The sequence below is a fragment of the Pseudomonas sp. CCC3.1 genome, from assembly GCF_034347405.1.
Classification (GTDB): Bacteria; Pseudomonadota; Gammaproteobacteria; order Pseudomonadales; family Pseudomonadaceae; genus Aquipseudomonas.
This window is the reverse complement of sequence record NZ_CP133778.1, coordinates 2,139,029-2,152,138: the sequence shown is the minus strand read 5'-3', so window position 1 is coordinate 2,152,138 and position 13,110 is coordinate 2,139,029. Positions and strand designations below refer to the sequence as shown.

12 protein-coding genes are annotated in these 13,110 nt (G+C 59.1%); 7 read left to right on the top strand and 5 right to left on the bottom strand.

Annotated features, from left to right (window positions below; translation table 11 throughout):
- The first annotated feature begins 158 nt into the window (after positions 1-158).
- Both RHM56_RS09835 and RHM56_RS09830 read left to right on the top strand, forming a co-directional pair.
- Positions 159-533, top strand: coding sequence for a type II toxin-antitoxin system HicB family antitoxin (locus RHM56_RS09835; RefSeq protein WP_322240952.1), 375 nt, complete (start codon positions 159-161; stop codon positions 531-533).
- Between the two features lie 313 nt (positions 534-846).
- Complete coding sequence (locus RHM56_RS09830) at positions 847-1,485, top strand: LysE family translocator (RefSeq protein WP_322240950.1); 639 nt, start codon at positions 847-849, stop codon at positions 1,483-1,485.
- A 92-nt stretch (positions 1,486-1,577) separates the two neighbouring features.
- Here RHM56_RS09830 and RHM56_RS09825 read toward each other — a convergent pair whose 3' ends face one another.
- The 4 genes from RHM56_RS09825 to glcC form a co-directional block, all read right to left on the bottom strand.
- The gene (locus RHM56_RS09825; protein ID WP_322240948.1) at positions 1,578-2,081 is read right to left on the bottom strand and encodes a RidA family protein; all 504 of its coding nucleotides are present in this window, start codon (positions 2,079-2,081) and stop codon (positions 1,578-1,580) included.
- Between the two features lie 190 nt (positions 2,082-2,271).
- Positions 2,272-2,667: a cytochrome c gene (locus RHM56_RS09820; RefSeq protein WP_322240946.1), complete on the bottom strand. Its 396-nt coding sequence runs from the start codon at positions 2,665-2,667 to the stop codon at positions 2,272-2,274.
- 13 nt (positions 2,668-2,680) lie between these two features.
- Complete coding sequence (locus RHM56_RS09815) at positions 2,681-4,210, bottom strand: flavin monoamine oxidase family protein (RefSeq protein WP_322241741.1); 1,530 nt, start codon at positions 4,208-4,210, stop codon at positions 2,681-2,683.
- A 376-nt stretch (positions 4,211-4,586) separates the two neighbouring features.
- Positions 4,587-5,354, bottom strand: coding sequence for a transcriptional regulator GlcC (gene glcC / locus RHM56_RS09810; protein ID WP_322240944.1), 768 nt, complete (start codon positions 5,352-5,354; stop codon positions 4,587-4,589).
- A 235-nt stretch (positions 5,355-5,589) separates the two neighbouring features.
- On the opposite strand from glcC, the gene glcD reads away from it, so the two are divergent.
- Genes glcD through RHM56_RS09785 form a run of 5 tightly spaced genes read left to right on the top strand, consistent with a single transcriptional unit; the run spans position 5,590 to position 11,994 of the window.
- Positions 5,590-7,089, top strand: a complete 1,500-nt coding sequence (gene glcD, locus RHM56_RS09805; protein WP_322240942.1) for a glycolate oxidase subunit GlcD — start codon at positions 5,590-5,592, stop codon at positions 7,087-7,089.
- Positions 7,089-8,153 carry a glycolate oxidase subunit GlcE gene (gene glcE / locus RHM56_RS09800; protein WP_322240940.1) on the top strand — a complete coding sequence of 355 codons (1,065 nt, stop codon included), beginning with the start codon at positions 7,089-7,091 and terminating at the stop codon, positions 8,151-8,153. Before glcD ends, glcE begins: the two co-directional genes overlap by 1 nt.
- 3 nt (positions 8,154-8,156) lie before the next feature.
- Positions 8,157-9,377 carry a glycolate oxidase subunit GlcF gene (glcF, locus tag RHM56_RS09795; RefSeq protein WP_322240938.1) on the top strand — a complete coding sequence of 407 codons (1,221 nt, stop codon included), beginning with the start codon at positions 8,157-8,159 and terminating at the stop codon, positions 9,375-9,377.
- Positions 9,378-9,392: 15 nt separating this feature from the next.
- The gene (locus tag RHM56_RS09790) at positions 9,393-9,794 is read left to right on the top strand and encodes a heme-binding protein (protein ID WP_322240936.1); all 402 of its coding nucleotides are present in this window, start codon (positions 9,393-9,395) and stop codon (positions 9,792-9,794) included.
- 22 nt (positions 9,795-9,816) lie between these two features.
- Complete coding sequence (locus tag RHM56_RS09785; protein WP_322240934.1) at positions 9,817-11,994, top strand: malate synthase G; 2,178 nt, start codon at positions 9,817-9,819, stop codon at positions 11,992-11,994.
- Positions 11,995-12,361: 367 nt separating this feature from the next.
- Here RHM56_RS09785 and RHM56_RS09780 read toward each other — a convergent pair whose 3' ends face one another.
- Positions 12,362-13,102, bottom strand: a complete 741-nt coding sequence (locus RHM56_RS09780; RefSeq protein ID WP_322240932.1) for an SDR family oxidoreductase — start codon at positions 13,100-13,102, stop codon at positions 12,362-12,364.
- Between the last annotated feature and the right edge of the window lie 8 nt (positions 13,103-13,110).

The following is a 13,110-nucleotide window of genomic DNA, read 5'->3' as shown; positions in this document are numbered from 1 at the left end:
TTAGTCGCATAACCGAGACAATAGTTTGTCCAAGGACGAAAATTTTCTGTCCAAATTGATTAATGACCGAAGCTCATACACATGGCCCGAACTCATCACCCCCGCTCCGGCGTTTCGGCTATTCCCAAATAGAAGGGACTGGCAGCCGTGTTAATAACATGACTAACCAAATGCAATACAAGAGCGACTACAGCTCAATCGAAGCCAGCACTGAAAATAACTGCCTGTACGGCAAACTCCAGTTCATTCGCCCTCTGGTCAATTACGAAGGCCAGGCAGTCGCCAAGCTTGAAGCGGCATTTCATGAAGCAGTGGATGACTACCTGCAAACCTGCCAGGAGCTCGGGCACAACCCGAAAATATCCTGCAAAGGCTCATTCAATATACGGGCTGGGCATGATCTGCACTTGGCCGCAGACTTAGGCTCTGTACGAAATGTATCTACGCTCGGTTATGCGGCGTTGAAAACAAGCTCGGAATGCTCATTTACAGCCCGTAAACTCCGCTTCCTCGCCTGTTTTCGCCTTGCCTGACCTTCACTCGAAAACAATTCGTACAAACCCTAGTAGTCAGTCGCAAGAACGTGACGTTCAATGACCTCACTCGTCAGGCGTTAGCGAGTACCTGGAGCGATGCACCTAGCCTCAGCACCACTCTGGGGGCGAGCAGGCTGTTTCTTGCCGCGCCTCTGAGAACGCCTTCAGCTGCGTGGATTCGTACGCCAGTGCCCCTAAAGGAACTGGATGCGCTGAAGGCAAAAAAATTCCGGCTCACTCGCATTGACAGTCTTGCAAACTATGACAGGCTTGCCTGCCCTGCTGCTTGACTCTTCCGGAGATTTTCCCGTTGGTTTCAATAAATGATTGGCTCAGTTTCACCTTTATTGCCCTGATCGTGACACTCACTCCCGGGCCTGCGGTCATCATGTCGCTGTCCAATTCCGTGAGCCATGGCCCGTGGCGCGCCATGATCGGCTCTCTTGGCAACGCGATCGGACTGCTGATTATTGCCTCGGCGACCAGTGCCGGACTGGGGGCGCTGCTGATAGCGTCGGCCACAGCTTTTCTAGTGCTGAAGGTCGCAGGTGCCAGCTATCTCATCTACTTGGGCGTTAAACAGTGGCGCAGCCGTAATCACGCTTTCGATAATGTGCGCTCAGCCCCCGCCGTTGACGTGTCGGCCTGGAAACTGTTCAGCAAAGGCTTTTCGGTGGCGATTACCAACCCCAAGGCGATTCTTTTCTTCGCCGCATTCCTGCCTCAGTTCATTCAGGGCGGCAACTCCAGCCTGAGCTACCTGACCGTTCTGATATTCACGTTTGCCGGTTGCTCGATTGTCGCGCACCTGTTTTACGCCTTGCTGGCCCAGACGCTCAAGGGCTACCTGTCGTCTCCAGCACGCGCAAAAGCACTTAACCGTTTGTTTGGGGTTTCGTTTATGGGGTTGGGCGTAAGTCTTTTGACGATCCGCGGCAAAGTCGCCTAAAGCCTGTTGTCTCTCCCTTCAAATCGCACTGCCGTTAAGCCATGAGCGACTGATCGTCAGTCGCTCATGGCTTAACAGGGTATTCGCCCGAATTATGGACGAACAGCCGTCACTTCGATTTCTACCAGATAGTTCGGATTAGCCAGCCCTGCGACCTGAAACGCAGAACGCGTCGGCAGTTTTGGTTGTGCCTGGGTGCCAAAGAACTGGGTATAGCCTTTCATAAAACCGGCAAAGTCCATCTTCCCGGTTTCAGGCGTGCCCACCAGATACACCTGCATTTTCACCACATCACCCATCGTCAGGTTGATGCTTTTCAACGTGGCCTCAATGTTCTTCAGCACGTTGACCGTTTGCACTTCGGTGTCGCCATAAGCGGCCAGGGTCTTGGGGTCGGCCTTGCTGTCGGCAATGGGCGGCACCACGCCACTGAGATTGACCACGGTCACACCCGGTGGAATTTCCACCGCCAGCGAGATCGGGAAATTCGAGTTCGGCAGCTTGTGGCGAATCACTTCAGCTGCGTTGACCTGAGTCGCCATCAAACCACCCAACAGAGAGGTCAATAGAACGGTGGTGATGATTTTTTTCGACATTGTTTATTCCTTTAGGGGTATGAAAATACAGAGTCCATTGTTGCTTGTTAGGCTTTGTACGACATGTTTCTACGCTCGGCTATGCGGCGTTGAAAACAGACTCGGAATGCTCATTTACAGCCCGTAAACTCTGCTTCCTCGCCTGTTTTCGCCTTGCCTGACCTTCGCTCGAAAACCTTTCGTACAGACCCTAGCGCCGGGTAACGGTTTTAACGTCTTCGACCGTCACCGTATCGGCGTATTGGTTACCAAAGTGAGTGCGCACATAGTTGACCACAGAGGCTATCTGCTGGTCATCCATGTACTTTTGGAAGCCCGGCATGCCGCCCTGCCCGGATGACACCATATAGACCGGATAGACCTTGGCCCCCAGCTTGGGGTTTGCGGCCAGAGCCGGATAAGCACCGGCTCCGTGAGAGCCCTGGCCGTCAGCCATATGGCAGCCCTGACACACCTGATTGAACAGGGCTTCGCCCGTCGCCTCGTCGAATTTACCTGAGGTTGAAAGTATCGGGGCGTCTGCCGCAAATACAGTGGCACTGCTCAGCAGGCTCAACAAAACGGCGGTGGTAATCGTGGTTCGCATGGCTAACTCCCTGTCAGGCTGCTTTCGCACTGGCGATGATGTGGGTATGCAGGCGCTTGATGGCGTCTTGAGACGACAGGATTGCGCCTTCCATCCAGGCTGGAATATAGGAAGCATGTTCACCCGCGAGCACAATTCGACCGTCAATCTGGCACAGGTTTTTGTAGTGCTGCTGGCGGGTTTCTGGCGTCCATAACCCATAGCAACCGTTAGTCCAGGGAACTCGGTGCCAACCGACAGCAATCCCGTTTTCAAATTCGCCAGGGTATTGCGGGTGAATCTGCGTGCCGTACTCAACGGCTTTCTGCACGCGCATTTGCGGGCTCATGGCCGTGAATTCGTAGGCATTCGGCCCCCAGATGTAAGCCCCGAGCAGAACCCCTTTGCCCTGTTTGCCATAGTCGGTGCTCGGGTAACTGATTTTGCTGATCGGCGTGTCGGTGTAAGTGATGCCGCCGTAGATGTGCTCGTCCTGCTCCCAGAAACGACGCTTGAATTGCAAACCGACCTTCACCGAGGACTCGTACGGCACCGCACGAATCGCAGTCATCATCGGGGCGCTGACATCGACCGGCAGTTGCCCAAGAATCGACAGCGGCAACGTGCACACGCACCAATCCGCCTGCTCTTGCTGCGCCCCGCCGCTGCCATCACTGTTTTGATACGTCACAGTCACGCCTTTGTCGTTTTGCTGGATGCGCGTGACCTTGGCGTTGTAATGAATCAGGTCATTGACCTGTTTCTGGAACGCCTGGGCAATCATGTCCATGCCACCAACCGGCTGGAAAATACTGCTCTGGAATTCGTATTCCTGGCCGCTGGCAATGCTTTGCCACAGATTGGAATCGAACAACGCCTTGCAATCGATAGGCTCTGACGGGACCGCCTCGGGCATCAGGCCGCCGCCATCATCCACTGCAAAACCGCGGCGAAGACTGGTCTCCAATGATTTTTTATAGGCATTGCCGGCATCCAGCGCCCCCCATTTGCGCATGACCTCCAGCAAGCGTTCGCGGTCTTCTTGTGTCAGCGCCTGATCAAGGCCGTGCTGATTGACCGCCTTGCTCAACAGCTCGGCAACGTGCCCCTGAAAGTCGGCCTGCACCTCGCGGTAACGTTGTGGCTTACCACCAAACGCCTTGGTGGAATGGACCATTGCGTTGTAGTTGACCTGAATGAAAGGCTCCAGCGCGACGCCGAATTTGTGACAGTAATCGAGCACGGCATGGTGATGGTAAGGAATGCGCCACGGCCCGGGGTTGAGGTACAAGCCTTTATCAAACTCACAGTGCTGAGTCGCACCGCCCAACTCGGTAAAACGATCCCCTCCGCGCAAGGTCCAGCAGCGCCCGCCGGGCTTGGCATTAAATTCCAGCACCTTGACCTGATACCCGGCCTTGCGCAGTTCGTAGGCAGCGGTCATGCCCGCAAGCCCAGCGCCCAGAATCAAGACCCGGGTGCCCTTGGGTGCACCGCTCAAGGCAAAGTTGCGCTCATAATTTGATTCAGCGGCAAAGCCCAACGAGCTCATTGCCTGATACATCGCAGCGGCTCCCGCTGTCACTCCGATCCAGTTCAATACCTTGCGACGGCTCACCACCATTGCTTTCTCTTGCATGATCAGTCCTTTGAATCGAAGGGAAATACGCAGTCCAACACTGATGAACAACCCCCCGTTAGAAGCGTCGCCCGATCACAGAGATGCCTGCGCCCGGTGATGAGCTAGAGCAAGCGGTATGCCATTAATTTAGAAAGGGGGAAAAAGCCAAACATGTAGGAATTTTCATAAAAATACGTATGCGAATGCCTCTGGCTGGATCATTCGCGACTATTTTGGTGCGCACACAATGCCCCATCTGCGGGCAGACGCTTGGCGTGTGAACCTGATGGGCGCAGGGTCAACGCCCACGAGAGCGCGCTTACGCCCAGCCCTCAAGTCGTAATGTGGCCCGTACCAGTCGCTGCTCCTCGTTTTCAATTTCCTTGAGGTTTTCGCAGATGCTCTGGATGTGCGCGATAGCCGCCTTGCGCGCCTGCTCCGGCAGGCGTCCGGTCACGGCGTTGTAAAGCCGCGCGTGTTGGCGATCAATTTGGCGCTTCTGCGGCTCGCGGTGGTAGAGGTTGTTGACCGAGGCAAACACTGTGTTGAGCAGCAAGTCGGTCAGCGAACGCAGGGTTTGCACCAACACCGGGTTGTGCGAGGCCTCGCAGATCGCCAGATGAAAGGCATGATCAAAACGGGCATGCTCACTCGCTTCCAGCGAACGGCTATGCGCATCGAGCAAGGCCTGATAACTGCGAGTGATCAGTACAAAATCGGCGTCAGTGCCGCGCAATGCGGCCAGACGCGCTGACTCCCCTTCCAGCAAGCTGCGAACTTCGAACAAATCATAGAGTGTGCGCGGCTGCGAGCTGAACAAGTGCATCAGTGGCGACGCGCCCGCATGGCCTGAAAGGTCGGCCACAAAGGACCCTTTGCCCTGCTCGGTATGGATGATGCCGCGAGCGCGCAGCAACTTGAGCCCCTCACGAAGGGCTGTGCGCGACACGCCGAGTTTTTCGGTCAGACGGCGTTCCGAGGGCAGCAATTGCCCGGTCTTGAGTACGCCATCGACGATCAGGCGCTCAATGCGTTCGCTCACCACGTCGGCCACTTGCGGCTGGCGAGTCGTTTGTACCTTTTGCATGCAGCTCTCCCACTGGTATGACCAGCCAGGCCACCAGAATCATGTCGACTCAGATGCAAACTCAAGCCTTTGTTTTATTGATTATTTTTATTTAAAACAAACAAACAGCGGGGCAAAAACTGGTTCGACCAGCCCAATAATCCATGGACAGTAGAACGCCTCAGGCCAATGATGCAAGTCAGCTGCATCCGGCAACGGACCTCTAATAAAAATAACTGAGCGTCGCCTACCGCCTATGAACATTCTCTACGACGAGCGCGTTGACGGGATTCTGCCCACTGTCGACAAAAGCGCCCTGCTACTGGCCCTGCAAACGCAGTTGCCTGACCTGAAAATCCTGCATGAACCCGAAGAGCTAAAGCCTTACGAGTGCGATGGCCTGTCGGCGTATCGCACCACGCCCATGCTGGTGGTGCTGCCGCATCACATCGACCACGTCCAGAGCGTGCTGCGACTGTGCCATGAACGTCAGGTGCCGGTGGTTGCACGGGGCGCGGGCACGGGCTTGTCCGGAGGGGCATTGCCGCTGGAAAAAGGCCTGCTGCTGGTGATGGCGCGCTTCAATAACATCATCAATATCGATCCGGCCGCACGCACCGCACGGGTTCAGCCGGGGGTGCGCAACCTGGCGATTTCCCAGGCCGCAGCGCCGCTGGGCCTGTATTACGCGCCAGACCCTTCCTCGCAGATTGCCTGTTCAATTGGCGGTAACGTGGCCGAAAACGCCGGGGGCGTGCACTGCCTGAAATACGGGCTGACCGTGCACAACGTGCTCAAGGTCGAGATTTTGACCGTCGACGGCGAACACCTGACCCTGGGCTCTGATGCCCTCGATTCGCCGGGGTTTGACCTGTTGGCGCTGTTCACCGGCTCTGAAGGCATGCTCGGAGTCATCACCGAGGTCACAGTCAAACTGCTGCCCAAGCCGCAAACCGCCAAGGTGCTGCTGGCGGCGTTTGATAGCGTCGAAAAGGCCGGGCGTGCGGTGGGCGACATTATTGGCGCCGGGATCATTCCGGGGGGCCTGGAGATGATGGACAACCTGGCGATTCGCGCCGCTGAAGACTTTATCCACGCCGGCTACCCGGTCGAGGCCGAAGCCATTTTGCTCTGCGAACTCGATGGTGTTGAAGCCGACGTGCACGACGACTGCGAGCGCGTACGCCAGGTGCTGCAACGGGCTGGTGCCACCGAAGTGCGCCAGGCCCGTGATGAAGCCGAACGCGTGCGTTTTTGGGCCGGGCGCAAGAATGCGTTTCCGGCGGTGGGTCGCCTCTCGCCGGATTATTACTGCATGGACGGCACCATTCCGCGCCGCGAACTGCCCGGCGTGCTGCGGGCGATCAGCGCCTTGTCCGCCGAATATGACTTGCGCGTGGCTAACGTTTTTCATGCGGGTGACGGCAACATGCACCCGCTGATCCTGTTCGATGCCAATCAACCCGGCGAGCTTGATCGCGCCGAAGCACTGGGCGGCAAGATCCTCGAATTGTGCGTCAAGGTCGGTGGCAGCATTACCGGCGAACACGGCGTGGGCCGCGAGAAAATCAATCAGATGTGCGCGCAGTTCAATCGCGATGAGTTGACGCTGTTTCATGCCGTCAAAGCCGCGTTCGACCCTAGCGGCCTGCTTAACCCCGGCAAAAATATCCCCACCCTGCACCGCTGCGCCGAGTTTGGCGCGATGCACGTGCACATGGGTCAGATGCCCTTCCCTGAACTGGAGCGTTTCTGATGCGCAACCCACTGGATAGGGATAACAGCCTAGCGCTGCTGGACCAGGTCAATCAGGCCCTGACAAACGCCACGCCACTGCGCATTCAGGGCGCCAACAGCAAGGCATTTCTGGGTCGCCCGATGCTGGGTGAAGTCCTCGACACTCGCGCCCATCGAGGCATTGTCAGCTACGACCCGACCGAGCTGGTGATCACCGCCCGTTGCGGCACGCCCTTGGCCGAGTTACACGACGTACTGGACGCGGCGCAGCAAATGCTGCCCTGCGAGCCGCCGTCCTTCGGGGCTGGCGCCACGGTCGGCGGCATGATCGCCAGCGGGCTGTCCGGGCCACGCCGCCCATGGGCCGGGGCCGTTCGCGATTACGTGTTGGGCACCCGCGTGATCACCGGCCACGGCAAGCATTTGCGGTTTGGCGGTGAAGTGATGAAAAACGTCGCGGGTTACGACCTGTCGCGCTTGATGGCCGCCAGTTATGGCGCGCTGGGCGTGATCACTGAAGTGTCGCTCAAAGTCCTGCCCAAACCGCGCCAGTGCTTGAGCATCAGTCTGGAGATCGACACTGATCGCGCCCTGCTGCGCCTTGCGCAATGGGGCCAGCAGCCGCTGCCGATCAGCGCTGCCTGCCACGACGGGCAGCGCCTGCACCTGCGGCTTGAGGGGGGCGAAAGCTCGGTGGCCGCCGCCCATGACCGACTGGGCGGCGAGTTGCTCGACGCTTCGTACTGGGCTGAGCTGAATGAGCAGCGCTTGAGTTTCTTTGAGGAGGGCCCGCCCCTTTGGCGCCTGTCCTTGCCCAACAACACCCCGCCTTTGTCGCTGCCCGGCCACCAATTGATTGATTGGGGCGGCGCCCAGCGCTGGCTCAAGTCCGACGCCGAAGCTGCCTTTATCCGTAGGGTCGTCGAAGAAGTCGGCGGGCACGTGACCTGCTACCGCCACGGCCTGATCGACAGTCCGTTCCAGCCATTGCCAGCAGCACTGATGCGCTACCACCGCACCCTGAAGCAACAACTCGACCCCAAGGGTATCTTCAACCCCGGGCGCCTGTACGCGGAGCTTTGAGCCATGCAAACCATCTTGAGCCAACAGGCCCGCCAACTGCCGCGCGCCGAAGAAGCCGAAAGTATCCTGCGCTCCTGCGTGCACTGCGGTTTTTGCAATGCCACCTGCCCGACTTACCAATTGCTGGGCGATGAACTGGACGGTCCGCGGGGCCGCATTTACCTGATCAAGCAAGTGCTGGAGGGCAACGAAGTCACCCAGAAAACCCAACAGCATCTGGATCGCTGCCTGTCGTGCCGCAACTGCGAAACCACCTGCCCTTCAGGCGTCGATTATCACAATTTGCTGGACATTGGCCGGGCGGTGGTCGATGCGGCGGTTGCCCGGCCCCTCGGCCAGCGCCTGTTACGCGAGGGGTTGCGCGCAGTGGTGCCCAGCCCCGGGCTGTTCAAAGGTTTGGTCGGCAGCGGCCAGATGCTCCGCGCCTTGCTGCCCAACACCTTGCAATCCAAATTGCCGCACGACGTGCCGCCCGCCAAGGCACGACCGACCCGCCGCCACGCCCGGCATGTGCTGATGCTTGAAGGCTGCGTGCAGCCGAGCCTGTCCCCCAACACCAACGCGGCGACCGCACGGGTGCTGGATCGACTGGGGATCAGCGTCACGCCAAGCCGCGAAGCCGGTTGTTGCGGCGCCGTGGATTATCACCTCGATGCGCAGGCCGCAGGCCTGAACCGCGCCCGCCGCAACATCGACGCTTGGTGGCCAAGCATTGAACAAGGCGCCGAAGCGATTGTGCAAACCGCCAGCGGCTGTGGCGCCTTTATCAAAGAATACGGGCACTTGCTCAATGCTGACCCGGCATATGCCGACAAGGCCAAAACGGTCAGTGCGCTGGCCAGGGATCTGGTTGAGGTGTTGCGCGACGAGCCGCTGGAAACACTCGGCGTCCACAGCAGCCAGCGGCTGGCGTTCCATTGCCCGTGCACCTTGCAGCACGCACAAAAACTGGGGGGCGCAGTGGAGTCGATTCTGACCCGCCTGGGATTTAGCCTCACCGCCGTTGCCGACAGCCATCTGTGCTGTGGCTCAGCAGGCACCTATTCATTGACCCAACCCGAACTGTCCCGACAATTGCGCGACAACAAGCTGAACGCGCTGGAAAACGGGCATCCTGACGTCATTATCACGGCCAATATCGGCTGCCAATCACACCTCAACAGTGCGGATCGAACCCCCGTGCAGCACTGGATCGAGCTGGTTGAAGCGGCATTACCCCACTAAAGACTGGAGAACCCCATGAAAAGCAAAGCCGTACTGAGCCAGACCGAAGTCCAGCACATCCTCGCCGCTGCTCGCGCCGAAGCCCAGAACAATCAGTGGGCCGTGAGCATCGCGATCGTCGATGACGGCGGCCACCCTTTGGCGCTTGAGCGACTCGATGGTTGCGCCCCGATCAGCGCCTACATCGCCACCGAAAAGGCCCGCACCTCGGCCCTGGGTCGGCGCGAGTCCAAGGGCTATGAAGAGATGGTCAATGGCGGCCGCCAGGCCTTTTTGTCGGCGCCGCTGCTGACCTCCCTGGAGGGCGGCGTTCCGATCATTTTCGACGGCCAGGTGATCGGCGCGATTGGCGTGTCTGGAGTGACCTCCGTACAGGATGCCCAAGTGGCCAAAGTTGGCGCGCAGAGCCTCAATTAAACAGAACGGATGGAGAGAAAAAGTGACTGATTTCGTTGACTGTCACGGCCTTAAGGTCGCCCCTGTGCTGCAACACTTCATAGACTCAGACGTGCTGCCCGGAACGGGCCTGGACGCGCAGCTGTTTTGGCGTGGCTTTGCCGAACTGGTACATGAACTGGCACCCCTCAACCGTGCATTGCTGGCTGAGCGTGATCGCCTGCAAGTCGAGCTCGACACCTGGCACCGCGCACATCCAGGGCCGGTGACCGACATGGCGGCCTATCGCACATTCCTGGCGGGCATCGGCTACCTGCAACCTCAGCCGGATCACGTCAAGGTCGACACCGATAACGTCGACACCGAAATCAGTGTGCAGGCCGGGCCGCAACTGGTGGTACCCGCCGTCAATGCCCGTTACGCACTGAATGCCGCCAACGCCCGCTGGGGTTCGTTGTACGACGCACTGTATGGCACCGATGCAATCCCTGACGATGACGGCGCCCAAGCGGGTCGCGCTTACAACCCGGTGCGCGGGGCCAGAGTCATCGCCTTTGCGCGGGCGCTTCTGGATCAGGCGTTCCCACTGAGCAAGGGTTCGCATGCCAATGCTGCGCGTTACCAGATCGAAGATAAAACCCTGTCCGTCATCCTCAAAGACGGTAGCCAGATTGGCCTGTCGGATGCCACGCAATACATCGGCTATCAAGGCCCGCTCGCCGACCCGACCGCAATTTTGCTGAAGAACAACGACCTGCACGTGGAGATACAGATTGATCGCCAAAGCGTGATTGGCCAGTCTGATGCGGCAGGCGTGAAAGACCTGCTGATCGAAGCGGCGCTCTCGACCATCATCGATTGCGAAGACTCGGTGGCCGCCGTAGACGCCGATGACAAGGTGCAGGTGTACCGCAACTGGCTGGGCTTGATGAAGGGCGACCTTCAGGAAGACCTGGTAAAAAATGGCAACACCATCACTCGACGCCTCAACCCGGATCGCGAGTACACCGCCGCAGACGGCACTTTGCTGAAGCTGCCTGGGCGTTCGCTGCTGTTTATTCGCAACGTCGGGCACCTGATGACCAACCCGGCGATTCTCGACAATCAGGGCCTGGAAATTCCCGAAGGCATTCTGGACGGCGTAGTGACCAGCCTGATCGCCGTGCATGACCTGCAACGTCGCGGCAACTCACGCACCGGCAGCGTGTACATCGTCAAACCAAAAATGCATGGCCCTGCTGAAGTCAGCTTTGCCGAGCAGTTGTTCAGTCGCATCGAAGACCTGCTGCACCTCGAACGTCACACCCTGAAAATGGGGATCATGGACGAAGAGCGGCGTACCAGCGTCAACCTTAAAGCCTGCATCGGCGCCGCGTCGTCGCGGGTTGCCTTCATCAACACCGGCTTCCTCGACCGCACCGGTGACGAGATGCACAGCGCCATGCAAGCGGGGCCGATGCTGCGCAAGGGCGACATGAAAAGCACGCCCTGGATCAACGCCTACGAGCGCAACAACGTACTGGTTGGTTTGGACTGCAACCTGCGCGGCCGGGCACAGATCGGCAAAGGCATGTGGGCCATGCCGGACCGGATGGCCGACATGCTGCAACAGAAAATCGCCCACCCCAAAGCCGGTGCGAACACCGCGTGGGTACCCTCACCGACCGCCGCGACCCTGCATGCGCTGCATTACCACCAGGTCTCGGTGCGCGACGTGCAGCAAACACTCGAACAGACCCGCTACGCGGACGTCAGCCCATCGCTGCTGGAAGGCTTGCTCAGCGTGCCGGTGGTGAGTGAGGCCGCATGGTCGGCGGATGAGGTTCGTCAAGAAGTCGAGAACAATACGCAAGGCCTGCTGGGGTATGTGGTGCGCTGGGTCGAACAAGGCATTGGCTGTTCCAAGGTGCCCGACATCCACAACGTGGGGCTGATGGAAGACCGCGCGACGTTGCGCATTTCCAGCCAGCACATTGCCAACTGGCTGCTGCACGGCGTGATCACCCGCGAGCAAACCGTAGAGATCCTGCAACGCATGGCACGGGTGGTCGACCAGCAAAACGCCGATGACCCGCACTATTCGCCCATGGCAGCGGACTTTGAACAGTCGGTTGCGTTTCAGGCGGCCTGTGCATTGGTGTTTGAAGGGGGCGCGCAGCCTAATGGGTATACCGAGCCGCTGCTGCATAAGTTTCGGCTGGCGTATAAGCCGTTGAACTAGGTTTTTCGCAGCGATTCAAGGCCTGTGGGAGTGGGCTTGCCAGCGATTGGGGGACGACGCGGCTCGTTGGCATATCCATTCGATGCGCAACGGCTTTCTACGGGTTCCGGCCTTACGCCGTGTCACTTTGCTAAGAGCGGCAAAGTAACCAAAACGCTCTTGCCCCTACCCCTCGGTGCCTCGCTCTGGCTCGGCATGCCCTCACCACAGGTATTGCTCCGTGGGCCCGCCGCGATCGGCCATCCCTGGCCGTGTCGCGGCTAACCCGGCGTCCTGCCGGGTTACCCACTGCGCAATACCTGCGTTCGGCCAGCGTGGTTTAAGGGGGCCCCTAAGATCAAAAAACAGATCAAAAGCCCGAACGCGCCTATAAGCTCTCAATACCCGCATCCACCGGCAGTACCACGCCTGTGATGCCACTGGCAGCTGATGAGCACAAGAAGTAGCCCGCCTCGGCCACTTCTTCGGCGCTGACCAGTCGCTTGAGTGCGTTGCGCTCGGCCATCGTTTGTAACGCTTGTTGTGTCGCTGTGTCGTGGTTCGGCTGGCGAGCCGCGACACGCCCCAGCAACGCCTGGGTCGCGACCGGGCCGGGGGCAATGGCGTTGACTCGTACCCCATGCGGTCCGAGGTCGCGGGCAGCAGCACGCATGATCCCGAGCACGGCGTGTTTGGAGGCGCTGTAGGCCATTTGCTGGCCATGGGCGAATCGGCCGTTGATCGATGACATCAACAACGCCACCCCACGACTGGCCTTCAGTGCTTGCGCACTCGCCGCCAAGGTGAACGCCACGCCACGCACGTTGATGGCTTGGGTTTTGTCCCACTCATCAACTGACAATGTTTGCGTGCTGCGCCACGGCGGCACCCACCCGGCATTGGCGATGCACACGTCAAGCCGTTCACTTTGCGCGAGGATGTGAGCCACCGCACGCTGCAAGTCTTCGGCGTTGGTGACGTCACAAGGGATGAAGTCCTGGGTGTTTTCATCCGCCGAGCCCGGCAGGTCGGCGCAGTACACGCGCGCACCCGCCTGTCGAAAGCGCTGGGCAAAGGCCATGCCCAGCCCACCCGTGCCGCCGGTGATCAGTACGACCTGTTCAGTCATGTCAGCAC